Below are 24,116 nucleotides of genomic sequence, written 5' to 3'. Positions count from 1 at the left end.
TAGGCGCGGCCTGAGGAGAGAAGTGCATGACGCAAGTCACGGTGAAAGAACTGGCCCAAGAGGTCGAGGCACCGGTAGAGCGCCTGCTGCAGCAGATGCGTGAGGCAGGTCTGCCGCACACCGACGCCGGTCAGGTAGTGACCGACAATGAGAAGCAGACTCTGCTGACCCATTTGAAGAGCAGCCACAAGAGCAAGGCGGAAGAGCCGCGCAAGATTACCTTGCAGCGCAAGACCACCAGCACCCTGCGTGTCGCCGGTAGCAAGAGCATCAGCGTAGAAGTACGCAAGAAGAAAGTTTTCGTGCAGCGCAGCCCGGAAGAGATCCAGGCTGAGCAGAAGCGTGAGCTGGATGAGCGCCGCGCGGCTGAAAATGCCGCTCGCGACAAGGTCGAGGCCGAAGTTCGCCAGCGCAACGAAGAGCAGGCTCGCCGTCAGGCGGCCGACGCTGCTGCTGCCGCTCCAGCCCCGGCGCCTGCCGCCAAGGCCGAGCCCGCGCCTGCCGCCGCTCCGGCCCCGGTAGTCGCCGACGTACCAGCGTCCGAAGACGCCGCAGCCCGTGCTGCCGAGCGCAAGAAGGACGAAGCCCGTCGCAACGAAGGCCGCACCCGTGACGAAGACCGTCGTGGTGGCGAGCGTCGTGGCGAAGCGCCGCGCGTGTCGATCAAGGTCAAGGTCAAGGAGAAGGAAAAGGCTCCGACGCCTCGCGCCGCACCGCGCACCACCGACGAAGAGAGCGATGGCGCTCGTCGTGGCCGTGGTGGCAAGAGCAAGCTGAAGAAGCGTAACCAGCACGGCTTCCAGAACCCGACCGGCCCCGTCATTCGTGACGTGACCATCGGCGAGACCATCACCGTCTCCGAACTGGCCAACCAGATGTCCGTCAAGGGCGCCGAAGTGGTCAAATTCATGTTCAAACTGGGTACCCCGGTTACCATCAACCAGGTGCTCGACCAGGAAACCGCTCAGCTGATCGCAGAAGAGCTGGGCCACAAGGTCACTCTGGTCAGCGATACCGCCCTGGAAGACTCCCTGGCCGAATCGCTGAAGTTCGAAGGCCAGACCGAGTCGCGCGCACCGGTGGTTACCGTCATGGGTCACGTTGACCATGGCAAGACCTCGCTGCTCGACTACATCCGTCGTGCCAAGGTTGCCGCTGGCGAAGCCGGTGGTATTACCCAGCACATCGGTGCCTACCACGTGGAAACCGACCGCGGCATGGTCACCTTCCTCGATACCCCGGGCCACGCCGCGTTCACCGCGATGCGTGCACGTGGTGCCAAGGCCACCGACATCGTCATCCTGGTGGTGGCGGCGGACGACGGCGTGATGCCGCAGACCCGCGAGGCCGTTCAGCATGCCAAGGCAGCTGGCGTTCCGCTGGTGGTTGCAGTGAACAAGATCGACAAGCCGGGTGCCGACCTCGATCGCATCCGCAACGAACTGGCCGTCGAAGGCGTGACCTCCGAGGACTGGGGTGGTGACACGCCGTTCGTCAAGGTTTCGGCGAAGATGGGTACCGGCGTCGACGAACTGCTCGAAGCCGTTCTGCTGCAGGCCGAGATCCTCGAGCTGACCGCCACCCCGACCGCTCCAGGTCGTGGCGTTGTGGTCGAATCGCGCCTGGACAAGGGCCGTGGCCCGGTGGCGACCATCCTGGTTCAGGACGGTACCCTGCGTCAGGGCGACATGGTCCTGTGCGGCTCCAACTATGGCCGCGTGCGCGCCATGCTCGACGAGAACGGCAAGCCTGTTAAGGAAGCCGGCCCGTCGATCCCGGTCGAGATTCTCGGCCTGGACGGTACCCCGGAAGCCGGTGACGAGCTGTCCGTGGTTGCCGACGAGAAGAAGGCTCGCGAAGTTGCCCTGTTCCGTCAAGGCAAGTACCGCGAGGTCAAGCTGGCCCGTGCTCACGCCGGCAAGCTGGAAAACATCTTCGAGACCATGGGTCAGGAAGAGAAGAAGACCCTCAACATCGTCCTCAAGACCGACGTGCGTGGTTCCCTGGAAGCACTGCAGGGCTCGCTGGGCGGCCTGGGTAACGACGAAGTTCAGGTGCGCGTGATCGGTGGCGGCGTCGGTGGTATCACCGAGAGCGACGCCAACCTGGCGCTGGCTTCGAATGCAGTACTGTTCGGCTTCAACGTGCGTGCCGATGCCGGCGCGCGCAAGATCGTCGAGCAGGAAGGTCTGGATATGCGTTACTACAACGTGATCTACGACATCATCGAAGACGTCAAGAAGGCCCTGACCGGCATGCTCGGCAGCGATGTTCGCGAGAACATCCTGGGTGTCGCCGAAGTACGTGACGTGTTCCGTTCGCCGAAGTTCGGCGCCATCGCTGGCTGTATGGTCATCGAAGGTACCGTGTACCGCAACCGTCCGATCCGCGTACTGCGCGAAGACGTTGTGATCTTCGAAGGCGAGCTGGAATCGCTGCGTCGCTTCAAGGACGACGCTTCCGAAGTGCGTTCGGGCATGGAGTGCGGTATTGGCGTCAAGAGCTACAACGACGTCAAGGTCGGCGACAAGATCGAAGTCTTCGAGAAAGTCCAGGTTGCTCGTACCCTTTAAGGGTGAGCAGGGCGCCAGCCCCCGCCGCAGGGCGGTGGGCAGCGCCTCAGTAGGTAGCGCCCGGTCAGGCTCCAGCCTGACCGGGCGTTTGCCGCTTTAAGTTACAGGTAGCAAGAATGGCCAAAGAATACAGCCGTACCCAACGTATCGGTGATCAGATGCAGCGCGAGCTGGCCGAGCTGATCCGCCGTGAAGTCAAGGACCCACGCGTCGGTCTGGTCACCATCACCGCTGTGGATGTCAGCCGCGACCTGGGCCATGCCAAGGTCTTCATCACCGTCATGGGCGAAGAAACCCCGGACGCCGTGCAGCAGTCGCTCAAGGCACTGAACAGCGCCGCCAGCTTCCTGCGCCTGCACCTGGGCCGCTCGATGCAGCTGCGCAGCGTGCCGCAGTTGCATTTCCACTTCGATGAAAGTGTCAGCCGCGGTGTCCACCTGTCGGCGCTGATCGAGCGTGCAGTGGCCGAAGACCGCCTGCACAAGGAAGCCGACGAGCCGGACGCCAAGGAGTAAGCGGTGGCCCAGGTCAAACGTATCCGCCGCAACGTCAGCGGCATCATCCTGCTCGACAAGCCGCTGGGCTTCACCTCCAACGCCGCGCTGCAGAAAGTCCGCTGGTTGCTCAATGCCGAGAAGGCCGGCCACACCGGCAGCCTCGACCCACTGGCGACGGGTGTGCTGCCACTGTGCTTCGGTGAAGCGACCAAGTTTTCGCAGTACCTGCTCGATTCCGACAAGGGCTACGAAACGGTCATGCAGATGGGGCAGACGACCAGCACCGCGGACGCTGAAGGCGAAGTCCTGCAGACCCGCGAGGTGACCGTTGGTCGCGCCGATATCGAAGCCGTGATCCCGCGTTTTCGCGGTGAAATCCTTCAAGTACCGCCGATGTACTCGGCGCTCAAGCGCGACGGCCAGCCGCTGTACAAACTGGCGCGTGCAGGAGAGGTAGTGGAGCGCGAGGCGCGTTCTGTTACTATTGGCCGCTTGGAGTTGCTCGAGTGCGAAGGCACCCGTGCGCGGTTGTCGGTAGGCTGCAGCAAAGGCACCTATATCCGTACCCTGGTGGAGGATATCGGCGAGGCCCTGGGCTGCGGCGCTTATGTCGCCGAGTTGCGCCGGACCCAGGCCGGGCCTTTCGCCCTGGCCCAGACGGTAACCCTCGAGGAACTCGAGCAGGCCCATGCCGAAGGTGGCAACGAAGCGCTCGATCGCTTCCTGATGCCGTCCGACAGCGGGCTGCAGGACTGGCCACTGGTGTGCCTGTCCGAGCACAGTGCTTTCTACTGGCTGCATGGCCAGGCAGTGCGTGCGCCGGATGCACCGCAGTTCGGCATGGTCCGCGTACAGGATCACAACGGTCGCTTCATCGGTATCGGTGAAGTGAGCGAAGACGGGCGCATTGCGCCGCGTCGACTGATTCGGTCGGAATGACCGAAACCACAGGCCGAGGCTTTGGCTGAAACCGGTGGACCGAGGGTGGCTGTCAGTAGGCACGGTCACACCTCATTTTATTAATACAGGGTTTTGTCCCTGGCCTATTGGACCCCGCTTGCGGGATCCGTTTAATTTGGAGAAGCCTCATGGCCCTCAGCGTTGAAGAAAAAGCTCAGATCGTTGCCGAATACCAGCAAGCCGCCGGCGATACCGGTAGCCCGGAAGTGCAGGTTGCTCTGCTGACCGCCAACATCAACAAGCTGCAAGGCCACTTCAAGGCCAACGATAAAGACCACCACTCCCGTCGTGGTCTGATCCGTATGGTCAACCAGCGTCGTAAGCTGCTGGACTACCTGAAGGGCAAAGACACCACTCGTTACAGCGCCCTGATCGGTCGCCTGGGCCTGCGTCGCTAATAGCGGCCTGGTCAGTGGTGTGCATGGCGTGTCGCAGGCTTCGGCTATGCTGCTTTGCAGCATCGCCGTCGGGCACGCCACGCGTATCTCCGAGGTTGGCAGCCTGGTTTTGCTGAGCGGTTTACCGCGCAGCAGCCAGGCTCCCAACCTCGTGTTGTATCTGGACGGTCAATGGGGCCGATTCCCCGTTCTGCCCAAGAATTCGCAAGAAACCAGTTCCCCCAGAGCCACTGAAAAAAGGTAGGAAACCGTGAACCCGGTAATCAAGAAATTCCAGTTCGGTCAATCGACCGTTACTCTCGAAACGGGCCGTATCGCCCGTCAGGCAACCGGCGCCGTGCTGGTTACCGTCGACAACGATGTCACCGTGCTGGTGACCGTGGTTGGCGCCAAGCAGGCCGACCCAGGCAAGGGTTTCTTCCCGCTGTCGGTCCACTACCAGGAAAAGACCTACGCCGCCGGCAAGATCCCGGGTGGCTTCTTCAAGCGTGAAGGCCGTCCTTCCGAGAAAGAGACGCTGACCTCGCGCCTGATCGACCGTCCGATCCGCCCGCTGTTCCCTGAAGGTTTCATGAACGAAGTGCAGGTTGTCTGCACCGTGGTTTCCACCAGCAAGAAGACCGATCCGGACATCGCTGCGATGATCGGTACCTCGGCTGCCCTGGCAATTTCCGGCATTCCGTTCGAAGGCCCGATCGGCGCTGCCCGCGTTGCCTTCCACGAAAGCACCGGCTACCTGCTGAACCCGACCTACGAGCAACTGGCTGCCTCGAGCCTGGACATGGTCGTTGCCGGTACTTCCGATGCCGTGCTGATGGTTGAATCGGAAGCTCAAGAGCTGACCGAAGACCAGATGCTGGGTGCCGTACTGTTCGCCCACGACGAATTCCAGGCTGTCATCCAGGCTGTCAAAGAGCTGGCCGCTGAAGCGGGCAAGCCGACCTGGGACTGGAAACCGGCCGTTGCCAACACCGAACTGTTCAACGCCATCCGCGCCGAATTCGGCGAAGCCGTTTCGCAGGGCTACACCATCACCGTCAAGGCTGACCGCTACGCACGCCTGGGCGAGCTGCGCGATCAGGCCGTTGCCAAGTTCTCCGGTGAAGAAGGCCAACCTTCGGCGAGCGAAGTCAAAGACATCTTCGGCGAAATCGAATACCGCACCGTTCGCGAAAACATCGTCAATGGCAAGCCACGTATCGACGGCCGCGACACCAAGACTGTGCGCCCGCTGAACATCGAAGTCGGCGTGCTGCCGAAGACCCACGGTTCGGCGCTGTTCACCCGTGGCGAAACCCAGGCCCTGGTCGTTGCGACTCTGGGTACTGCGCGTGACGCCCAGCTGCTGGACACCCTCGAAGGCGAGAAGAAAGACCCGTTCATGCTGCACTACAACTTCCCACCGTTCTCGGTAGGCGAGTGTGGTCGCATGGGTGGTGCCGGCCGCCGCGAAATCGGCCACGGCCGCCTGGCCCGTCGTTCGGTTCAGGCCATGCTGCCAGCCGCTGACGTGTTCCCGTACACCATCCGCGTGGTTTCGGAAATCACTGAATCCAACGGTTCCAGCTCCATGGCTTCGGTCTGCGGTGCTTCCCTGGCTCTGATGGACGCCGGTGTACCGATGAAGGCGCCGGTTGCCGGTATCGCCATGGGCCTGGTCAAGGAAGGCGACAAGTTCGCAGTCCTGACCGACATCCTCGGTGACGAAGACCACCTCGGCGACATGGACTTCAAGGTTGCCGGTACCGCCAAAGGTGTTACCGCGCTGCAGATGGACATCAAGATCAACGGCATCACCGAAGAGATCATGGAAATCGCCCTGGGCCAGGCCCTGGAAGCGCGCCTGAACATCCTCGGCCAGATGAACCAGATCATTGGCGAGTCGCGTACCGAGCTGTCGGCCAACGCCCCGACCATGATCGCGATGAAGATCGATACCGACAAGATCCGTGACGTCATCGGCAAAGGCGGCGCCACCATTCGCGCCATCTGCGAAGAGACCAAGGCTTCGATCGACATCGAAGACGACGGTTCGATCAAGATCTTCGGCGAAACCAAGGAAGCCGCAGACGCTGCCAAACAGCGCATCCTGGGCATCACCGCCGAGGCCGAGATCGGCAAGATCTACGTCGGCAAGGTTGAGCGTATCGTCGACTTCGGCGCCTTCGTCAACATCCTGCCTGGCAAGGACGGCCTGGTGCACATCTCGATGCTGAGCGACGCTCGCGTAGAGAAAGTGACCGACGTGCTGAAAGAAGGTCAGGAAGTCGAAGTGCTGGTACTGGACGTGGACAACCGCGGCCGTATCAAGCTGTCGATCAAGGACGTCGCTGCGGCCAAGGCCTCGGGCGTCTAAGCGACTGACACGCCATGGAAAAAGGGCCCTTCGGGGCCCTTTTTTTTATGCGCGCCGGGAACCTTTTGCCCACTTGCATCTTGCACGCAGGTTTACCGGCCTGATTGCAAAATGCACGACGCACATCTACAGGCTGTCGATTTAACTAATTGATTTATATAGAAATAAGCGAAACGCAAAAGCTGGCACAGCACATGCAACTACACTCTTACCTGCCGCCAGGACTTACGGCGCAGACCTTTCGAAAAACAGGAGTGACCCACATGAAGAAGTTCGCCATTGCTGCCGCTACTGCAACCGCTCTGACCCTGACCATGGCTAACGCGGCATTCGCCCAACAGTCCACCCAGGCCCCGATGACGCTGGCGGCTGGTGAGGTGACCAAAGCCAAGGAAGCGACCTCGGACACCTGGATCACCACCAAGGTGAAATCGGACCTGCTGACCGAGAAGGGCATTCCTGGCAGCGACATCAAGGTCGAGACCAACAAAGGTGTCGTATCCCTGTCGTCGACCACTGCCATTACCGAATCGCAGAAGAAAATGGCGATTGATATCACCAAGAAGATCAAAGGCGTGAAGGCCGTTTCCGCTGATGGCCTTAAAGCCGAATAAGGAATGTCCCGTCGGCCAAACGGACTTGGCCACCTTCACCGATAAAGCCCCGGCCTGTGCCGGGGCTTTTTCATGGGCGCTCAGTACACCGGATTGCGGGCGATCACGTCGCTCTCGAAGCATTCCTGTTCGACGATCAGCGGCTCGACCAACGGGCGGCTGTCGCGGAAGTGAGCTGTTTGGGTATGCGCTTCGTACGCCTCATCGTCGCGGTAGATCTCGTACAGGTAGATAACGTCAGGGTCGACCCTGTCCTGGGAGACGTCGAACACCAGGCAGCCGGGCTCGGTAGCCACGGAGGCCGCGGCATTGACCTTGATGGCGGTGAGGAAATCGTCGGCGCAACCGGGTTTGACGCGGGTCTTGATGAACAGACTATACACAGGGCGATCCTTTTGTTTTAAATTCTATTCTTAATTGTATACAAAAATGGAGTCGCGCCAATGTCCGAATTACCTGCTCGTCCTGGCCGCCTGAATGGCCTGCGCCATATTGCCCTTCTGGTGCCCAACCTGGAGGAGTGCGAGCGTTTCTATGTCGAGGTGATGGGCATGGAGGTGCTGAACCGGGCCAACGAGGACCTGGTCTACCTGACCTGCGGTAACGACAACCTGTCGCTGGGCCGTGGGGCAGGGGCGGCCAATGGCCTGCAGACCCTCGACCATTACGGGTTCATCGTCGATAGCGTGGAGGAGCTGGAGGCCTGGTACCAGTACTTCAAGGCGCGGGGCGTGACCTTGCTCGACAAACCGTTCAACCATGGGGATGGTGCGCGCAGCTTCCACCTCCTGGACCCAGCCGGGAACAAGGTGCAGCCGCTTTATCACCCGGCGGTGTCGGGGCAGCAGCTGGTGTAAGCCTGTATCGGCCCTTCGCGGCTAAAGCCGCTCCTACAGGATTGTGCGGCCCCTTGTAGGAGCGGCTTTAGCCGCGAAGGGCCGATACAGGCTTACACCGCTTATTCAGCATCCAGGTGCATCGGGGTGATCACCCGCCCATCGCTCTCGGCCTGCCCCAGGTTGGTATCGATGAAGTACACCCGGTCATCCTCGAGCTTGCCCTTGTCGACCAGGTAGTCCTTGATGCTGCTGGCCCGCTCCTGGCCCAAGGTACGTAGCAATGCAGTGCTTTCAGCCCAGGACTTGATCACGGCCTCGCGCAGCTTGGTAGTGCGCTCGTCGCGGCTCAACTGCTCCCACTCGGCTGGCGGCTGCTGCTTCAGCCGGGTGCGGTAGATGCCTTCGAGCATCGCTGGTTTATCGCTGTCATCAACCTGCAGCATCGAGGCGTTGGCCGGTACCTTGTCGCCACGGCGCTGCAGGATCTTGTACCAGGTCGCCTGGTATTCACGTTCCAGGCGCTGCTGGGCGATCAACGGGCCGTCGCTGCCCTGGGCGGCGGTGCCTTCGATTTCCAGGCGCAGTTCCGGGCGCTCCTTCAATGCTGATGCCAGCTTGTCCAGCGTCGCCTGGGCATCACCACTGAGTTCGCTGGAGCCCGGGGCGAAGGCCACTGTACCCAGGTCTTGCGAGCCACCACCGGCAATCAGCCCGCCGATGAACTTGAACGGCGCCTGGGCCGCACGCAGCACCAGGTTGCGCAGGGTCTGCCAGACGATCGGCATGACGCTGAACTGCGGGTTGTTCAGGTCGCCTGAAACCGGCAGTTCAATGGAGATTCGTCCTTCGGTGTCCTTGAGCAAGGCAATCGCCAGGCGGATCGGCAGGTCCACCGCGTCGGGGCTGTCGACTTTTTCACCCAGCTGCAGCTGTTCGACCACCACTTTGTTCTCGGCCTTGAGCTGGCCGTTGGTGATCAGGTAATGCAGGTCGAGGTTCAGGCGGCCCTTGCGGATCCGGAAGCCGGCGAACTTGCCGGAGTAAGGCGTCAAGGTGGTCAGTTCGACGCGCTTGAAGCTGGTGGCGATATCCAGGCTGGCCAGCGGGTTGAACGGGTTGAGTGCGCCTTTGATGGTGACCGGGGCATACCGGTCGACCTTGCCTTTGACGTCGACCTTGGCAGGTGCCGGCTTGCGGTTGTCGATGGTGCCAATCTGGCCATTGAGCTGCTGGATGGCGGTGGCGAAGTTCGGTGTCAGGGTCAGGTCGGCGAAGTTGGCCGAGCCATCGTTGATGTCGATCTGGCCGATGTGGATGCCCAGGGGCTTGCTGGCGGCGGCATTGGCTGGCTTGGCCGGTTTGCTGGCAGGCGCGCCGGCCGGTTGCGGGATCAGCAGGTCGTCGACGCTGGTGGTGCGGTCTTCGTTGATGATGAAGCGTGCGTAGGGCTGCAGCAGGGTCACCTTGTCGATCGACAAGGCATCACCGTGCACATACGACAGGCCATCGACGTTCACCTGCTGCCATTTGACGAAGTCACGGCCCTTGATGGTATCCAGGGTGTGCAGCTGGTTGACCTGGGCCTTGCCAGCGACCGTGAAGGCCAGTGGCTCGATGCGCTTGAGGTCGACCTTGAGGTCGCTGGCGAGCATGCCGCTGCGCAGTTCAAGGCGAATGAACGGGCTTATGTAGGCCTGGGCCACACGCAGGTCGATGTCGCGGGTGCTGACATCAAGCTTGGCAGTGACGGGTGCAAGGTTCACTTCACCTGCCGCCTGCAGCTTGCCTTGTTTGCCAACGCCCGTGTCGAGCTTGAGGGTAAAAGGTGACTGGTTGAGGCTGTCGAAGCCCTGCATGTCGAGGTTCAGCGGGCCGACATCCAGCGCCACCGGTTCCTTCTGGCTACGGTCGGCGAGGTGTACCTGGTAGTTGCGCAGTTGCACGTCCTTGAGCAGTACCTGCCATGGCTTGCTCGATGCCTTTGCTGCTTGTTCCTGCGGCGTTGGTTCGGCAGCCGCTGGCTCGGCCTTTTCCTTCGGCGTGGCCTTGGCCGGCTGGCTGGCGAACAGCTTCTGCCAGTCGAGTTGGCCGTCCTTTTCCAGGGCCGCCCAGGTTTCCAGCTTTTCGCTGCGCACCTTGCCGACCGTGACCAGCTGCTTGGCCAGGTCGATGGACGTCTCGCTCACCTCAAGACTGGCCAGGCGTGCCAGCGGCCGGCCATCCGGAGCCTTGATGGCGAACGGTGCGACCTTGAGCGAAGTATTGTCCAGCAACAGCTCGGTTTCCTTGGCCAGATTGAGCTTGTAGTGGGTATCGAGGTTGAACACGCCGTCTTCCAGTACCAGTGGCACGGCATCGCGCACATAGGGCCAGAACAGCTTCATCTTGCCATCGGTGACTTTCAGCGTGCCTTGCGACCCCAGCGGCGCCAGGCTCAGGGTGCCGGCCCAATCGACCTGGCCGCCGTTGGGACCTTTTGCCACCAGGGTCATGTCGGCGTTGTCGTCCGGCAGGGTGCTGAGGTTTTTCAGCTCCAGGTTCATGTCGTCGTAGAGGAACTCGATCGGCTCGCTCGGGCGCAGGTCTTCGAAATGCAGATAGCCGCCACTGAGCTTGATGCTGCCGATACGCAGCGGGAACGGTTTGCCAGGCGGCTGGTCCGGCTTGGGTTCGCTGGCAGGCAGGTTGAACAGCTTGGTCAGGTTGAGCGTACCGTCCTTGGCGAACAGCACCTCGTTGCGTGGCTTGTCGAGCTCTATGGCCTGCAGGTGCAGGGCGCCGCTCCACAGGCTGTCGAGCGCCAGGTTGGCGTACAGCCGTTCGAAACCGACCTGTTCCTTGCCCGGCTCGCCGAGCTGCAGGCCCCAAAGCGTAAGCTCGAGGCTGAAGGGGTTGAGTTCGATGCGTTGCAGGTGCGCCGGCACGGTGGCGTATTGCGCCAGCTGCTGGTTGGCGATACGCAAGGCGACACCAGGAAGAATGAGGAAGCCGAGCAGGCTGTAGAGGGCCACGAGAGCCAACAGGGCGCCGAGGGCGCGAGTCAATCCTTTGTACATGTGTCGCTTCGTCTGTCTAAGCAGGAGTGCTTGGAGTATGGCACGTTAAATCGGTTCCGCTGAGGCGACCACTTTCCCGTCACTCGATGCCCATGCGCCGCCTGGCCCGGTGCGCAGAGCCATCCCGCATGGCCCAGCGCAGGATCGGCGCTGTGCGTTGCAGGCCAAGGCGGATCATGTGCCGTTGCAGCGGCCCTTGCTGCAAGCCGAGCATGGCCTGGGCCCAGTCCGGCAGCAGATCGATGCCGGCATGCAGCATCAGCTTGCCGACCGGCTGGGCAAGGCGGCTCGGGGCAGGGGCTTCAAGCAGGATCCCGACCACCTCCAGGCTACGCGCACTGCATTGCAGTTGTGGGCGCATTCGCTGCAGGTAGGCCTCGACCTGCTGGCAGGAGCGGGGGATATTACGCGCCCCGAGGCGCTCGGCGATCAGGGCGATCTCGGCGTAATAGGCGTCCTGATCGGCACGCGAAAGCTGCGGGTCACGGTAGCGCAGGTGGGCGGCGAGGAAGCTGCTGACTTCGGCCACATGCACCCAGGTCAGCAGGTCCGGGTCGCTGGCGGCATAGGGGCTACCGTTGGGCGCGGTACCGGTCACCTGCAAGTGGATGGTGCGCACCTTGTCGATCAACCATTCGGCATCGCGGGTCGAGCCGAAGGTGGTGCCGGAGATGAACTGGCTGGTGCGGCGCAGGCGGCCGAGCAGGTCTTCGCGGAAGTTGGAATGGTCCCACACCCCGGCCAGGGCCAGCGGGTGCAGCAGCTGCAGCATCAGGGCGCTGATGCCGCCGACCAGCATGCTCGGGAAGTCGCCATGCACCCGCCAGCTGATACTGTGCGGGCCGAACAGGCCAGGGTCGCCCTTGGGCGATTCGAGGTCGAGCTGGCCGAGGGCCAGCCCGGTAAGGCTCATGACCTGGGTTTCGATGCGGCGGCGTAGGGCTTCCATGGCGTCCTGTACTTCAGGACGGCCATGGAAAGTGGCCGCCCGTTATTGATTGAGGCGTTTGTCGATCAGGCCCTGCACCACGCTCGGGTCGGCCAGGGTCGAGGTGTCGCCGAGGTTGTCCAGCTCGTTGCAGGCAATCTTGCGCAGTATACGCCGCATGATCTTGCCCGAGCGGGTCTTGGGCAAGGCCGGTGCCCACTGGATCAGCTCGGGCTTGGCGAAACTGCCGATTTCCTTGCTGACCAGCGCCAGCAATTCGGCCTTGAGCGCGTCGTCCGGGTTGATGCCATTCATGGGGGTGACAAAGGCGTACACGCCCTGGCCCTTGAGGTCATGCGGGTAGCCGACCACGGCAGCCTCGGCGACGCTGTCGTGCAGCACCAGCGCGCTTTCCACCTCGGCGGTGCCGATGCGGTGGCCGGAGACATTGATGACATCGTCGATGCGGCCGGTGATCCAGTAATCGCCATCAGCGTCGCGGCGGGCGCCATCGCCGGTGAAGTAGTAGCCGGGCATGGGTTTGAAGTAGGTGTCGACCATGCGCTGGTGGTCACCATAGACGCTGCGGATCTGCCCGGGCCAGCTGGCCTTGATCACCAGCAGACCGGCGCCCGGGCCTTCGATCAGCTTGCCTTTTTCGTCCAGTAGCACCGGTTGCACACCGAACATCGGCTGGGTGGCGCACCCGGGCTTGAGCTTTTGAGCACCCGGTAGCGGCGTGAGCATGATGCCGCCGGTCTCGGTCTGCCACCAGGTGTCGACGATGGGGCAACGCTTCTGGCCCACCTCTTCGAAGTACCACTCCCAGGCTTCCGGGTTGATTGGCTCGCCAACGCTGCCGAGCAGACGCAGGCTTTTGCGCGAGGTGCTCTGCAGCGGTGCCGAACCTTCACGCATCAACGCGCGCAGGGCGGTGGGTGCGGTGTAGAAGATGTTTACCTGATGTTTGTCCACCACTTGCCAGAAGCGCGAGGTGTCCGGGTAATTGGGGACGCCTTCGAACATCAGTGAAATCGCGCCGTTGGCCAAAGGCCCGTAGACGATGTAGCTGTGGCCCGTGACCCAGCCGACGTCGGCCGTGCACCAGAACACCTCGCCGTCGCGGTAGTCGAACACCACCTTGAAGGTCATCGTCGCCTGTAACAGGTAGCCAGCGGTGGTATGCAGCACGCCCTTGGGCTTGCCGGTGCTGCCGGAGGTATAGAGGATGAACAGCGGGTCTTCGGCGTCCATCGGCTCAGGTGGGCAATCGTCACCGGCTTTTTCGGTCGCCTCGTGGTACCAGAGGTCGCGACCCTGGCTCCAGGCCACATCGCCGCCGGTGCGACGCACCACGAACACGCTGCTGACCGCCGGGCAACTGCTCAGAGCCTTGTCGACATTCTGCTTGAGCGGGATGCGCTTGCCACCACGCACGCCTTCATCGGCGGTGATCACGGTGCGGCAGTCGGCATCAAGAATGCGGTCGCGCAGGGCATCCGGGGAAAAACCGCCAAACACCACCGAATGGATGGCGCCGATGCGGGTGCAGGCGAGCATGGCATAGGCGGCTTCGGGAATCATCGGCATGTAGATGCACACCCGGTCCCCCTTGTTCACCCCGCGTGCCTTCAGGGCATTGGCCAGGCGGCAGACCTGGCGGTGCAGTTCGCGGTAGCTGATGGCCCTGGAGTCCGCAGGGTCATCGCCTTCCCATAGCAGTGCTGTCTGCTCGCCGCGCTTGTCCAGGTGACGATCGATGCAGTTGTAGCTGACGTTCAGCTGGGCGCCGTCGAACCAGCGTGCCTTGCCGGTCTTCAGGTCGCATTGCTGCACGCTCGACCAGAGCTTGATCCAGTCCAGGCGTTTGGCCTGCTCGGCCCAGAAGGTGTCGGGGTCATCGACCGACTGGCTGTAGAGGCGCTGATAGTCATCGGGGGAGAGGCTGGCGGACTGGCTGACGGCCAGTGCCTCGGGATACTGCTTGATATCGAACATGGCGGGTGGTCCTGCTCTTGTGAGGGGCGAGGGACAGCAGCGGCTATTCGATGGACAGTGTAGTCAGCGACGATGTTCCTTGAAGGCTGGCGCTGAGGTTGCAGGAGCGGCCTTGTGTCGCGAAAGGGCTGCGCAGCAGCCCCAGGTTCTTCGAGTCAATGTTTGAATTGCCGGGGTCGCTTTGCGACCCTTTCGCGACACAAGGCCACTCCTACAAAGAGCGCACCTGCTAGATCAGATCAACCGCGGTGACGGCCGCGGAAGTAATTGATCAGGCCCTGGGTGGAGCCATCTTCGGCGCTGTCTTCGAGGCTGCCGACCAGGCGCTGGTACACGCCCTTGCCCAGCTCCTTGCCCAACTCCACGCCCCACTGGTCGAAGGCGTTGATGCCCCAGACCACGCTCTGCACGAACACCTTGTGCTCGTACATCGCCACCAGCGCGCCCAGGCGGCGCGGGCTGATGCGCTCGACCACCAGGGTGTTGCTCGGGCGGTTGCCGGGGATCACCTTGTGCGGTGCGAGCTTTTCAATGTCCGCTTCGTTCAGGCCCTTCTGGCGCAGTTCGGCCTCGGCTTCTTCACGGGTCTTGCCGAGCATCAGCGCCTGGCTCTGCGACAGGCAGTTGGCGTACAGCCACTGATGGTGGTCGGCCACCGGATTGAAGCTCACCACTGGCACGATGAAGTCGGCCGGGATCAGCTGGGTGCCTTGGTGCAGCAACTGGTGGTAGGCATGCTGGCCATTGCAGCCGACGCCGCCCCAGATCACCGGGCCGGTATCGGTTTTGACCGGGGTGCCATCCTGCAGCACGCTCTTGCCGTTGGACTCCATGTCCAGCTGTTGCAGGTGCTTGGTGATGTTGCGCAGGTAGTGGTCGTACGGCAGGATCGCGTGGCTGCTTGCGCCCCAGAAGTTGCCATACCAGATACCCAGCAGGGCCAGCAGCACCGGCATGTTCTTGTCGAACGGCGCGGTCTGGAAATGCTGGTCCATGGTGTAGGCACCCGACAGCAGTTCCTTGAAGTTGGCAGTGCCGATGGCCAGGGCGATCGGCAGGCCGATGGCCGACCACAGCGAGTAGCGCCCGCCTACCCAGTCCCACATCGGGAAGATGTTCTCTTCACGGATACCGAAGGCCACGGCGGCGGCCTTGTTGCTGGACACCGCGATGAAGTGGCGGTACAGCTCGGCTTCCGAGCCGCCCTGGGCCAGGTACCAGGTACGCGCGGCCATGGCGTTCTTCAGGGTCTCGAGGGTGTTGAACGACTTCGACGAGACAATGAACAGCGTGGTTTCGGCGCGCAGGTTGGCCGACAGCTCATGGAATTCGCTGCCGTCGATGTTGGCCAGGTAATGGCAGCGCACGCCGCGCTGGGCATAAGGCAACAGGGCTTCGGAGACCAGCTCGGGGCCGAGGAACGAGCCGCCGATGCCGATGTTGACCACATCGGTGATCGGTTTTTCGCTGTAGCCACGCCACAGGCCGTCATGAATGCGGCCGACCAGCTCGGTGATCTGGTTGAGCACCTTGTGCACTTCCGGCATCACGTTGACGCCATTGACGCTGAGCTTGTCGCCCACCGGGCGGCGCAGCGCGGTGTGCAGCACCGGGCGGCCTTCCGAGGCGTTGATGATCTCGCCGCTGAACATCGACTTGATCGCATCCTGCAGGCCGACTTGTTCGGCCAGGTTCACCAGCAGGTTGCGGCTTTCGTCGGTGATCAGGTTTTTCGAGTAGTCGAGGAACAGGCCGCAGCTGCTCAGGGAGAACTGATCGAAGCGTTTGGCATCGGCGGCGAAGGCTTCGCGCATGCTGAAGCCTTGCATGGCGTCGCGGTGTTTCTGCAGGGCCTGCCAGGCAGGCAGGGCCGTCACATCGTGGGGGGTACGGTAATACGCCATTGCGCGGAATTCCTTGATGCGTGGTGAGCCTTGGACAGGGCAGTGATTGCCGGGTTCAGACTGGCCATCATTATAGGCATGTGGGAGCAACTGTCTCGCTTGATTGCAAAAGCTGGCGCGCGATGGACTGCCCCCCAAAAGTTGGACAGTTTTAAGCTGCCGCCTGGGTCCTGTACTCGACAGGGCTCAGGCCATTGAGCTTCAGCTTGATGCGGTCATGGTTGTAGTAGTGAATGTACTCATCCAGGCCTGCTTTCAATTCATCAATACTCTCGAAACGCTTTAGGTAGAAAAACTCTGACTTGAGCGTCCCGAAGAAGCTTTCCATAGCCGCATTGTCCAGGCAATTGCCTTTACGAGACATGCTCTGTTTCACGCCGCGACTGCGAAGCTTGTGACGATATTGAGCCTGCTGGTACTGCCATCCCTGGTCGGTGTGGAGCACTAGCTTCGGCTTTTCTCCCAAGGTATTGAGTGCCTTATCCAGCATATTTCCAACCAGGCTGTACTGGGGGCGGCTAGCCGTCTCATAGGCGATGATTTCCCCGTTGTACAAGTCCATCACTGGCGAAAGATAGAGCTTCTGTTGAGCCACCTTGAACTCGGTTACGTCACTCACCCATTTTTGGTTAGGACGCTGGGCGACGAAATTTCGCTCCAGCAAATTCGCCGCTATCTTGCCCACGGCACCTCGGTAGGACTGATATTTCTTGGGGCGTACCAGTGACTTCAGCCCTAGGGCAGCCATCAGTTTCTCGATGACCTTCTTGTTGACCTGCACCCCCTCCTTTCTAATCACGAGTGCAACGCGTCGATAGCCGTAGCGCCCTTTCTCTTTGTGATAGATCTGCTGAATCTTCTCGTTAAGCTCGGCATATTTGTCCGGCTTCTGCTGGCTTTGCACCTGATAATAAAAGGTACTGCGAGCCAGCCCGACCAGCCCCAGCAGGTCAGGCAAAGGAAATCTACGCTTGAGCCTGGAAACGATCAGGGCTTTTTCCCCGATATTCGTTCCTTTTCCTCCCGTAAAGCCTTGAGCTCCTTTAAAACAGCATTCTCCATGCGCAGGTATTCGAGCTCCGCGATCAGTTGGTCTCGGGACTTTTGCGAGTCGTCGGTATCTGTGGGTTTTGCAGGTTTGATCTTCTTCGGCACTTTGATCGGCTTTTTCTGGCGGTCGACGGGAGCTACAAGGTCACCACTGTAGTACTGCCGCTGCCAGTTGCCTATCCGCGACGATTGGCCGAGGCCAAAATGCGCTGCGGTTTGCCGCATAGAAAGACGATGCTCGTGCATGTAGCTGACCACCTGCCGCTTAAAACCGTCGTCATAACCCCGCCCAGGCGAACGTGGAGGAAGGCTGGAATTGCGCTGATAGCTGGAAACCCATCGGCGCAGCAGGCTGAAGTCGATACCGAAATGTTGGGCTACCTTTCGGAAGCCATTATTGCCATCCAGGTAAGCGGTGATGGCTGTGAGCTTGAACTGCTCTGTGTACTTGCCCATAGGTCCCCCAAGGGTTGGATTTTTTGTCCAACTTCTTGGGGGCAGTCCACGATGTGGGAGCCGCGCTTGCCGGCGATGGGCCGCGAAGCGGCCCCGGTATATAAGTGATCGCTATCGACCCATGTCAAACGCAAGAATGTTGGGGCCGCTTCGCGGCCCATCGCCGGCAAGCGCGGCGCCCACAAGTACGGCGCACGCCTGGAAGCTGGTGATAATCGTGTGGGAGCGGCGGTTCGGCGCCCCGACTTGCCCGCGAATGGGCTGCGAAGCAGCCCCGGAAGGTTATGCGGTCTTTTCGTCCAGATGCAGATACAGGTTGTCGATCAGGCGAGTGTTACCCAGGTAGGCCGCCACCAGAATCACCAGGTCGCGGTCGCCGAAAGTGGCCGGGCGCAGGTTCACCGCGTGACGCACTTCCAGGTAATCCGGGCGCAGGCCAGCAGCGACCAGATCAGCCTTGCCTTGTTCGATCAGTGCCGCGAAATCCACCTGGCCGCGGCCAAGCGCTTCGCCGATCTGTTTCAGGGTGCGATACACCACCGGTGCCGTGCTGCGCTGCTCAGGGGTCAGGTAACCATTGCGCGACGACAGCGCCAGGCCATCCTCGGCGCGCACGGTAGGCTCACCGATGATCTGGATCGGCATGTTCAGGTCGCGCACCATGGCTCGAATCACCGCCAGCTGCTGGTAGTCCTTCTCGCCAAACACAGCCAGGTCTGGCTGGACCATGTTGAACAGCTTGCTGACCACGGTCGCCACGCCTTCGAAGTGCCCGGGGCGGCTGGCACCGCACAGGCCCTCGGAGAGGCCGGGCACACTGACGCGGGTTTGCACGGCCATGCCGTCGGGGTACATCTCTTCCACGGTGGGCGCGAACAGCAGGTGGCAGCCGGCATCAAGCAGGCGTTGCTGGTCGGCGGCGAGGGTGCGCGGGTATTTGTCGAGGTCTTCGTTGGCACCGAACTGCAGTGGGTTGACGAAGATGCTGGCGACCACGAAATCGGCACGTTGGGCGGCCTTGGTTACCAGCGCGGCGTGGCCGCTGTGCAGGTTACCCATGGTCGGCACGAAGCCGATGCGCTTGCCTTCACTGCGGGCACGGGCGACGGCGGCACGCAGTTCGCGGACGGTCTTGACTGTGTTCATGCGCTGAATCCGTGTTCGGCGGCGGGGAAGGTAACGTCCTTGACGGCCTTGACATAGGCGGCGAGGGCGCTCTGGATGTCGGGCTGGCCTGCCATGAAGTTCTTCACGAACTTTGGCATCCGGCCGCTCAACGACAGGCCGAGCATATCGTGCAGCACCAGCACCTGGCCGTCGGTGGCGCTACCGGCGCCAATGCCGATCACCGGAATGTTCACCGCCTGGGTGATTTCCGCAGCCAGCTCGCTGGGTACGCACTCCAGCAGCAGCATCGCCGCGCCGGCCTGTTCCAGGGCAATGGCGTCGGCACGCATCTGCCGCGCCTGCGCTTCCTGTCGGCCCTGGACCTTGTAACCGCCCAGCACATTGACGGTCTGCGGGGTGAGGCCCATGTGCGCGCACACCGGTACGCCGCGTTCGGCCAGCAGGCGGATGGTTTCGGCCAGCCAGGCGGCGCCTTCGAGCTTGATCATGTGGGCGCCGGCCTGCATCAGCGTGGCGCAGTTGGCAAAGGCCTGCTCGGGGGTGGCGTGGGCCATGAACGGCAGGTCGGCGAGGATCAGCGCGCCATCGTTGCCACGCTTGACGCAGGCGGTGTGGTAGGCCATCTCGGCAGTGGTGACGGGCAGCGTGCTGTCATGGCCCTGCAGGACCATGCCCAGGGAGTCGCCCACCAGCAACACGTCGACGCCGGCCTGGCTGCAGGCCTTGGCGAAGGTCGCATCGTAGCAGGTCAGCATGGTGATCTTTTCACCCTTGGCCTTGAGGCCATGCAGGGTGGTCAGGGTTACTTCAGGCATGTAGGAAAATCCTCGTTCAGGCGCTGTGAAAAACGACTGCATACAACGCGTGTAGTCATCTTCCGGAGCGGCACATCATCGCGCGTGATGTTCGGGCACAGGTCCGTCCGGGCCTAAATACGGGTATGCGGCACTTTGGTGCCACACGGGACGCCTATAGTCGTGAGCGAGGTGGGGGAAGTCAATCACCCTGTTACCGCATTGTTACTAACGGGGTGTTACTGGCGTTACCGTGCCCTTATGAATGTCTCAAACGCCCGGTTTACAGGCGTTCCAGGCCGACGAACGGGCAGGCTTCGAGCAGTTGGGCGAGCGCACGGCCGTCGGCCAGGCAGAAGTCGCCTGCCACCAGTTCGGCCAAGGGGTACAGCACGAAGGGGCGTGCGTGCATGTGGTAGTGCGGCACCTGCAGGCGTGGCACGTCGATGACCTGGTCACCGAACAGGAGGATATCCAGGTCGAGGGTGCGTGGCCCCCAGCGTTCCTTGCGCACCCGGCCCTGGTCGTTCTCGATGGCTTGCAAGGCATCGAGCAGGTCCAATGGCGCCAACCCGGTGTCGAGCGCGGCCACGGCGTTGGTGTAGCGCGGCTGGCCGGGCAGCAGCGAATCGCTGGTGTACAAGGCTGAAGCACCCGCCAGGCGGCTGTCGGCAATCTGGTCGAGCGCCTGCAGGGCGCTGCGCAGCTGTTCTGCGGGGGCGTCCAGATTGCTACCGAGGCCGATGAAGGCGCGCGTGGTCACTCGAACGCCTCGTCACCGCCGCTGCGTTTGCGCTTGCTGCCACTGCGCTTGCGTTTGCGCGGGCCGGCCCCCGTGCCTTCGTCACGGCTGCCGAGCTCGCGGATCATCTCGCGGCGCTCGCTGTCGTTGGCATCCTGGTAATCGGTCCACCACTGGCCGAGGTCATCGGTCTCCTCGCCCGCACTTTCGCGCAGCAGCAGGAAGTCGTAGCCGGCGCGGAAGCGCGGGTTGTCGAGCAACTGATCAGCGCGTTTGCCACTGCGGCGCGGCAGGCGTTCCTGCATGTCCCAGATCTCGCGGATCGGCAGGGTGAAGCGCTTGGGAATGGCGATACGCGCGCATTGCTCGGCGATCAGGTCGTGGGCAGCACCGTTCATGGCCGGGATCGGCGGCACGCCCTGGTTCTGCAGATGCAGCACGCGGCTTGGCAGGGCTGGCCAGAGCAGGGCGGCGAACAGGAAGGCCGGAGTAACCGGCTTGCCTTGCTTGACGCGCAGGTCGGTGTTGTTCAGCGCCTGGCTGATCAGGGTATGGGTGTAGGTCGGGCGCTCGTCCAGGGCATGGGCACTGGCCGGGAACAGCGGCTCGAACAACTCCAGGTCGACCAGCATTTCGAAGGCAATGGCGCCCTGGCCGGAGAGGAACAGCTTGAGACATTCCTCGAACAGGCGCGCTGGCGGGATCTCGCGCAGCAACGGGGCCAGTTTGCGGATCGGCTGGTAGGTGTGCTTCTCGATGCCGAAGTCGAGCTTGGCGGCGAAGCGCACAGCACGCAGCATGCGCACCGGGTCTTCCTGGTAGCGGTGGGTCGGGTCGCCGATCAGGCGCAACAGGCGGTTGCGCACATCGTGCACGCCGTTGGCGTAGTCGAGAATGCGTTCGCTGACCGGGTCGTAGTAGAGGGCATTGATGGTGAAGTCGCGGCGTTGCGCGTCTTCTTCGAGGGTGCCGTACACGTTGTCACGCAGGATGCGACCACTGGCGTTGTGCGACGAACGGTGGCTGTCGCCCTGGTCTTCTTCCGAGTGGTGCGCGCGGAAGGTGGCGACCTCGATGATTTCACGTCCGAAATGCACGTGGACCAGCTTGAAGCGCCGGCCAATGATGCGCGCGTTGCGGAATTCGGCACGGACCTGCTCGGGCGTGGCACTGGTGGCGACGTCGAAGTCCTTGGGCGTGATGCCCAGCATCAGGTCGCGGACGCAGCCACCGACCAGATATGCCTGGTAGCCCGCACTCTGCAGGCGCTCGACGATGTTCACCGCGTGGCGGCTGAACTGGTGGCGTTGCAGCGAGTGTTGGCTCTTGTTGATCACCTCAGGCGTGGTGCGCCGGTGGTGCTGGCCCGGTACGGGAGGGCGGAAAGACTGGAACAGCTTCTTCAGCATGGGATGCACTGTTTGAAGGAATGATCGGCCAAGAATAGGAGAATGGCCGCATGATGGGCGGGGATTCTAGCATTTACTCAGGGAATGGTGTAGGCGTTGGCAGGAAGGGCTGCTGGAAGGGGAGAAACGACAAGGGGAGCCTAAGCTCCCCAAGAAGTCGTTGCGTGCTCTTATTGTTTTTTTACTGGGCTTCTTGTTTTTGTTGAGTGCCCTGCCCACAAATCTCGAAGCTTGTGGACGACCCCCAATCCAGGGGTAAAGAGCAAACGGATTGCTTTGGCCGCTGATGTCACGTTGATCCTTCGATCCAACCAGTTCAGGCGCTGCTTTTAAGTGCAGTTTTTGTTGTTCTCTGCCTGGTCGTGGGGCAAGCCCCAAACACGCATCCTCTCCAAAAGAATCAGTTAGCTGCGCCTCCGCCGTCTTGTTTTTATTGTGCGTGAGCCGTTTCGTCTTGTTCTTATTCTGAGTTGCTGTGCTTGTTATTGTTCTTGTACCAGACATATAGCAGGTGCCGTGCCAACTTTTCGAAATCCAATGAAATCAAGGGGTTGGAGGAATTTAGCGGTTGGCGGCGGGCTGGAAATGTGGATTTTTCGTTACCGTACGCCTCGGGGACTGTTACGGCGCAAAGGTTGGGTAACAGATTTGTGCGGGAACTGGTGTGTTACCTGGGGGGCTTGGCGCGACATCTTTGTCGCCTGTCAGATCGAGCGCCGCCCGCGCGGCGCATCGCGAGCTGCGCTCGCTCCTACGTTTGTTTCGGGCCAATCATGCCTGGAGGATTTGTGCGCGAACGCCTTGGCGCATGGCGCAATATGGCGTTGTACCAACAAGGCGGTCCCGCGCGCCTGTCACGGGCGTAACTGGCCCGAAACAGATGTAGGAGCGAGCGCAGCTCGCGATGCGCCGCGCGGGCGGCGCTGGGTCTCAAAGGCGCAAAATGCCTTGAGACGTACTCAGTTGTCGCTGGTCGCGTTGCTCTTGCGCCGCGGGATGCCCAGGCGCTGGCGCCGTTCCCACAGGCACTTGCGGCTGACACCCAGCTTGCGTGCCAACTCGGTCTCGGTCATGTGGTCCTGGTGCTCGAGCACGAAATGCTGGAAGTAGTCCTCCAGCGACAGGTCCTCGGTCGGCTCGTGGCTGGCGCTGTTGGCGCTGGCGCTGGCCGCTACCAGGGCATTGTCGAGGATGTCATCTTCCTCGAGGTCGCTCAGCTCGATGTCGATGCCCAGCATGTCGGCGGAAATTTCCGCGCTCTCGCTGAGGATCACTGCGCGCTCAACGGCGTTTTCCAGTTCGCGTACGTTCCCCGGCCAGCTGTAATGACGAATGGCTTGCTCGGCTTCGGCCGAGAAGTGCAGGTCGTCACGGCCGATGCGTGCGCTCTGGCGGGCGAGGAAGGCGTTGGCGATCTCGTTGACGTCACTGCCGCGCTCGCGCAGGGCCGGCAACTTCAAAGCGATCACGTGCAGGCGGTAATAAAGGTCTTCGCGGAACTGCCCGGCCTTGGCCAGGTTCTTCAGGTCGCGGTGGGTCGCGGCGATCAGGCGCACGTCGACCTTTTGCGACTGTACCGAACCGACCCGGCGGATTTCGCCTTCCTGCAGCACGCGCAGCAGGCGGGCCTGGGCTTCGAGCGGCAACTCACCGATCTCGTCGAGGAACAGGGTGCCACCATCGGCGGCTTCCACCAGGCCGGCACGGCCGGCACTGGCGCCGGTAAATGCGCCTTTTTCGTGGCCGAACAGTTCCGATTCGATCAGGGTTTCCGGAATGGCCGCGCAGTTCACCGAGATCATCGGCGCCTTGGCACGCCGCGACAGGTTGTGCAGGGCACGGGCGACCAGCTCTTTGCCGGTGCCCGACTCGCCCTGGATCAGCACGTTGGAGTCGGTGGGCGCTACCTTGCGGATCTTGCTGTACATGTCCTGCATCGGCGGGCACGAACCGATGATGCCGATCTCGCCGTTGGCGGCAGTGGCACCCTTGTCGGCTGGCGCGGCCTTGCCGTTGGCCCGCGGCTCGGCGGCCGGGGCGGGGGTGGCAGCCGGTGCGTTCTGCCGGTCGCGCAGGATGCGCGCCACGGCCTGGAGCATTTCATCGTGGTCGAAGGGTTTGGCGATGTAGTCCACCGCGCCCATCTTCATCGAGTCCACCGCCGAGCGCAGGCTGGCGTAGCTGGTCATGATCAGCACCGGGGTGCCCTGGCCAAGCTTGATCAGCTCGGTGCCCGGGGCGCCTGGCAGGCGCAGGTCGCTGACGATCAGGTCGAAGGTGGCAATGCTGAAGCGTTCCTGGGCTTCCTGCACCGAGCCGGCTTCGCTGACTTGGTACTGGTTCCGTTCGAGCAGCCGACGCAGGGCCGAGCGGATGATGGTTTCGTCTTCGACGATCAGAATGTGCGGCATTGA

The 24,116-nt window shown here is 62.1% G+C and carries 18 protein-coding genes; 7 read left to right on the top strand and 11 right to left on the bottom strand.

Annotation, left to right across the window (positions count from 1 at the left end; all coding sequences use genetic code 11):
* Positions 1 to 26: 26 nt before the first annotated feature.
* The 6 genes from infB to OCX61_RS23620 all read left to right on the top strand — a co-directional run bounded on the left by infB (position 27) and on the right by OCX61_RS23620 (position 7,398).
* Positions 27 to 2,573 (top strand): translation initiation factor IF-2, encoded by a 2,547-nt coding sequence (gene infB, locus OCX61_RS23645; protein WP_261941622.1) that lies wholly within the window; start codon positions 27 to 29, stop codon positions 2,571 to 2,573.
* A gap of 116 nt (positions 2,574 to 2,689) precedes the next feature.
* Positions 2,690 to 3,088 (top strand): 30S ribosome-binding factor RbfA, encoded by a 399-nt coding sequence (rbfA, locus tag OCX61_RS23640; protein ID WP_261941621.1) that lies wholly within the window; start codon positions 2,690 to 2,692, stop codon positions 3,086 to 3,088.
* Positions 3,089 to 3,091: 3 nt separating this feature from the next.
* Positions 3,092 to 4,009, top strand: coding sequence for a tRNA pseudouridine(55) synthase TruB (truB, locus tag OCX61_RS23635; RefSeq protein ID WP_027917683.1), 918 nt, complete (start codon positions 3,092 to 3,094; stop codon positions 4,007 to 4,009).
* Between the two features lie 149 nt (positions 4,010 to 4,158).
* On the top strand, positions 4,159 to 4,428 hold the full coding sequence (gene rpsO / locus OCX61_RS23630) for a 30S ribosomal protein S15 (protein WP_003249971.1): 270 nt from the start codon (positions 4,159 to 4,161) through the stop codon (positions 4,426 to 4,428).
* 250 nt (positions 4,429 to 4,678) lie between these two features.
* The gene (gene pnp / locus OCX61_RS23625) at positions 4,679 to 6,784 is read left to right on the top strand and encodes a polyribonucleotide nucleotidyltransferase (protein ID WP_261941620.1); all 2,106 of its coding nucleotides are present in this window, start codon (positions 4,679 to 4,681) and stop codon (positions 6,782 to 6,784) included.
* A 263-nt stretch (positions 6,785 to 7,047) separates the two neighbouring features.
* Positions 7,048 to 7,398, top strand: coding sequence for a BON domain-containing protein (locus OCX61_RS23620; RefSeq protein WP_062572736.1), 351 nt, complete (start codon positions 7,048 to 7,050; stop codon positions 7,396 to 7,398).
* 80 nt (positions 7,399 to 7,478) lie between these two features.
* On the opposite strand, the gene OCX61_RS23615 is transcribed toward OCX61_RS23620, so the two are convergent.
* Positions 7,479 to 7,781 carry a heme-binding protein gene (locus tag OCX61_RS23615; protein WP_261941619.1) on the bottom strand — a complete coding sequence of 101 codons (303 nt, stop codon included), beginning with the start codon at positions 7,779 to 7,781 and terminating at the stop codon, positions 7,479 to 7,481.
* Between the two features lie 60 nt (positions 7,782 to 7,841).
* On the opposite strand from OCX61_RS23615, the gene OCX61_RS23610 reads away from it, so the two are divergent.
* A complete protein-coding gene (locus OCX61_RS23610; protein ID WP_261941618.1) occupies positions 7,842 to 8,255 on the top strand; it encodes a VOC family protein in 414 nt (137 codons plus the stop codon).
* 101 nt (positions 8,256 to 8,356) lie between these two features.
* On the opposite strand, the gene OCX61_RS23605 is transcribed toward OCX61_RS23610, so the two are convergent.
* The 10 genes from OCX61_RS23605 to OCX61_RS23560 all read right to left on the bottom strand — a co-directional run bounded on the left by OCX61_RS23605 (position 8,357) and on the right by OCX61_RS23560 (position 24,113).
* Positions 8,357 to 11,293: a DUF748 domain-containing protein gene (locus OCX61_RS23605; RefSeq protein WP_261941617.1), complete on the bottom strand. Its 2,937-nt coding sequence runs from the start codon at positions 11,291 to 11,293 to the stop codon at positions 8,357 to 8,359.
* Positions 11,294 to 11,372: 79 nt separating this feature from the next.
* A complete protein-coding gene (locus OCX61_RS23600; protein WP_261941616.1) occupies positions 11,373 to 12,242 on the bottom strand; it encodes an oxygenase MpaB family protein in 870 nt (289 codons plus the stop codon).
* A 42-nt stretch (positions 12,243 to 12,284) separates the two neighbouring features.
* Positions 12,285 to 14,219 (bottom strand): acetate--CoA ligase, encoded by a 1,935-nt coding sequence (acs, locus tag OCX61_RS23595; protein WP_261941615.1) that lies wholly within the window; start codon positions 14,217 to 14,219, stop codon positions 12,285 to 12,287.
* 239 nt (positions 14,220 to 14,458) lie between these two features.
* Positions 14,459 to 16,123 (bottom strand): glucose-6-phosphate isomerase, encoded by a 1,665-nt coding sequence (pgi, locus tag OCX61_RS23590; RefSeq protein ID WP_261941614.1) that lies wholly within the window; start codon positions 16,121 to 16,123, stop codon positions 14,459 to 14,461.
* 151 nt (positions 16,124 to 16,274) lie between these two features.
* Positions 16,275 to 17,629 (bottom strand): IS3 family transposase gene (locus tag OCX61_RS23585; protein WP_410011089.1). Its coding sequence is split into 2 segments (ribosomal slippage): positions 16,275 to 17,156 and positions 17,159 to 17,629, totalling 1,353 coding nucleotides; the frame shifts between segments, so codons are not numbered across the junction.
* 282 nt (positions 17,630 to 17,911) lie between these two features.
* Positions 17,912 to 18,775 carry a pantoate--beta-alanine ligase gene (panC, locus tag OCX61_RS23580; protein WP_261941613.1) on the bottom strand — a complete coding sequence of 288 codons (864 nt, stop codon included), beginning with the start codon at positions 18,773 to 18,775 and terminating at the stop codon, positions 17,912 to 17,914.
* Positions 18,772 to 19,572: a 3-methyl-2-oxobutanoate hydroxymethyltransferase gene (gene panB / locus OCX61_RS23575; protein WP_261941612.1), complete on the bottom strand. Its 801-nt coding sequence runs from the start codon at positions 19,570 to 19,572 to the stop codon at positions 18,772 to 18,774. Before panB ends, panC begins: the two co-directional genes overlap by 4 nt.
* 262 nt (positions 19,573 to 19,834) lie before the next feature.
* Positions 19,835 to 20,314: a 2-amino-4-hydroxy-6-hydroxymethyldihydropteridine diphosphokinase gene (gene folK, locus OCX61_RS23570; RefSeq protein WP_261941611.1), complete on the bottom strand. Its 480-nt coding sequence runs from the start codon at positions 20,312 to 20,314 to the stop codon at positions 19,835 to 19,837.
* Positions 20,311 to 21,702 carry a polynucleotide adenylyltransferase PcnB gene (locus tag OCX61_RS23565; RefSeq protein WP_261941610.1) on the bottom strand — a complete coding sequence of 464 codons (1,392 nt, stop codon included), beginning with the start codon at positions 21,700 to 21,702 and terminating at the stop codon, positions 20,311 to 20,313. Before OCX61_RS23565 ends, folK begins: the two co-directional genes overlap by 4 nt.
* Before the next feature lie 959 nt (positions 21,703 to 22,661).
* A complete protein-coding gene (locus tag OCX61_RS23560; RefSeq protein ID WP_261941609.1) occupies positions 22,662 to 24,113 on the bottom strand; it encodes a sigma-54-dependent transcriptional regulator in 1,452 nt (483 codons plus the stop codon).
* Positions 24,114 to 24,116 lie beyond the last annotated feature (3 nt).

Origin of the sequence: Pseudomonas sp. LRP2-20, assembly GCF_024349685.1 — a bacterium.
Taxonomy (GTDB): Bacteria; Pseudomonadota; Gammaproteobacteria; order Pseudomonadales; family Pseudomonadaceae; genus Aquipseudomonas.
Note: the sequence above shows the minus strand (reverse complement) of the source record. Positions and strands in the feature narration are given on the sequence as shown.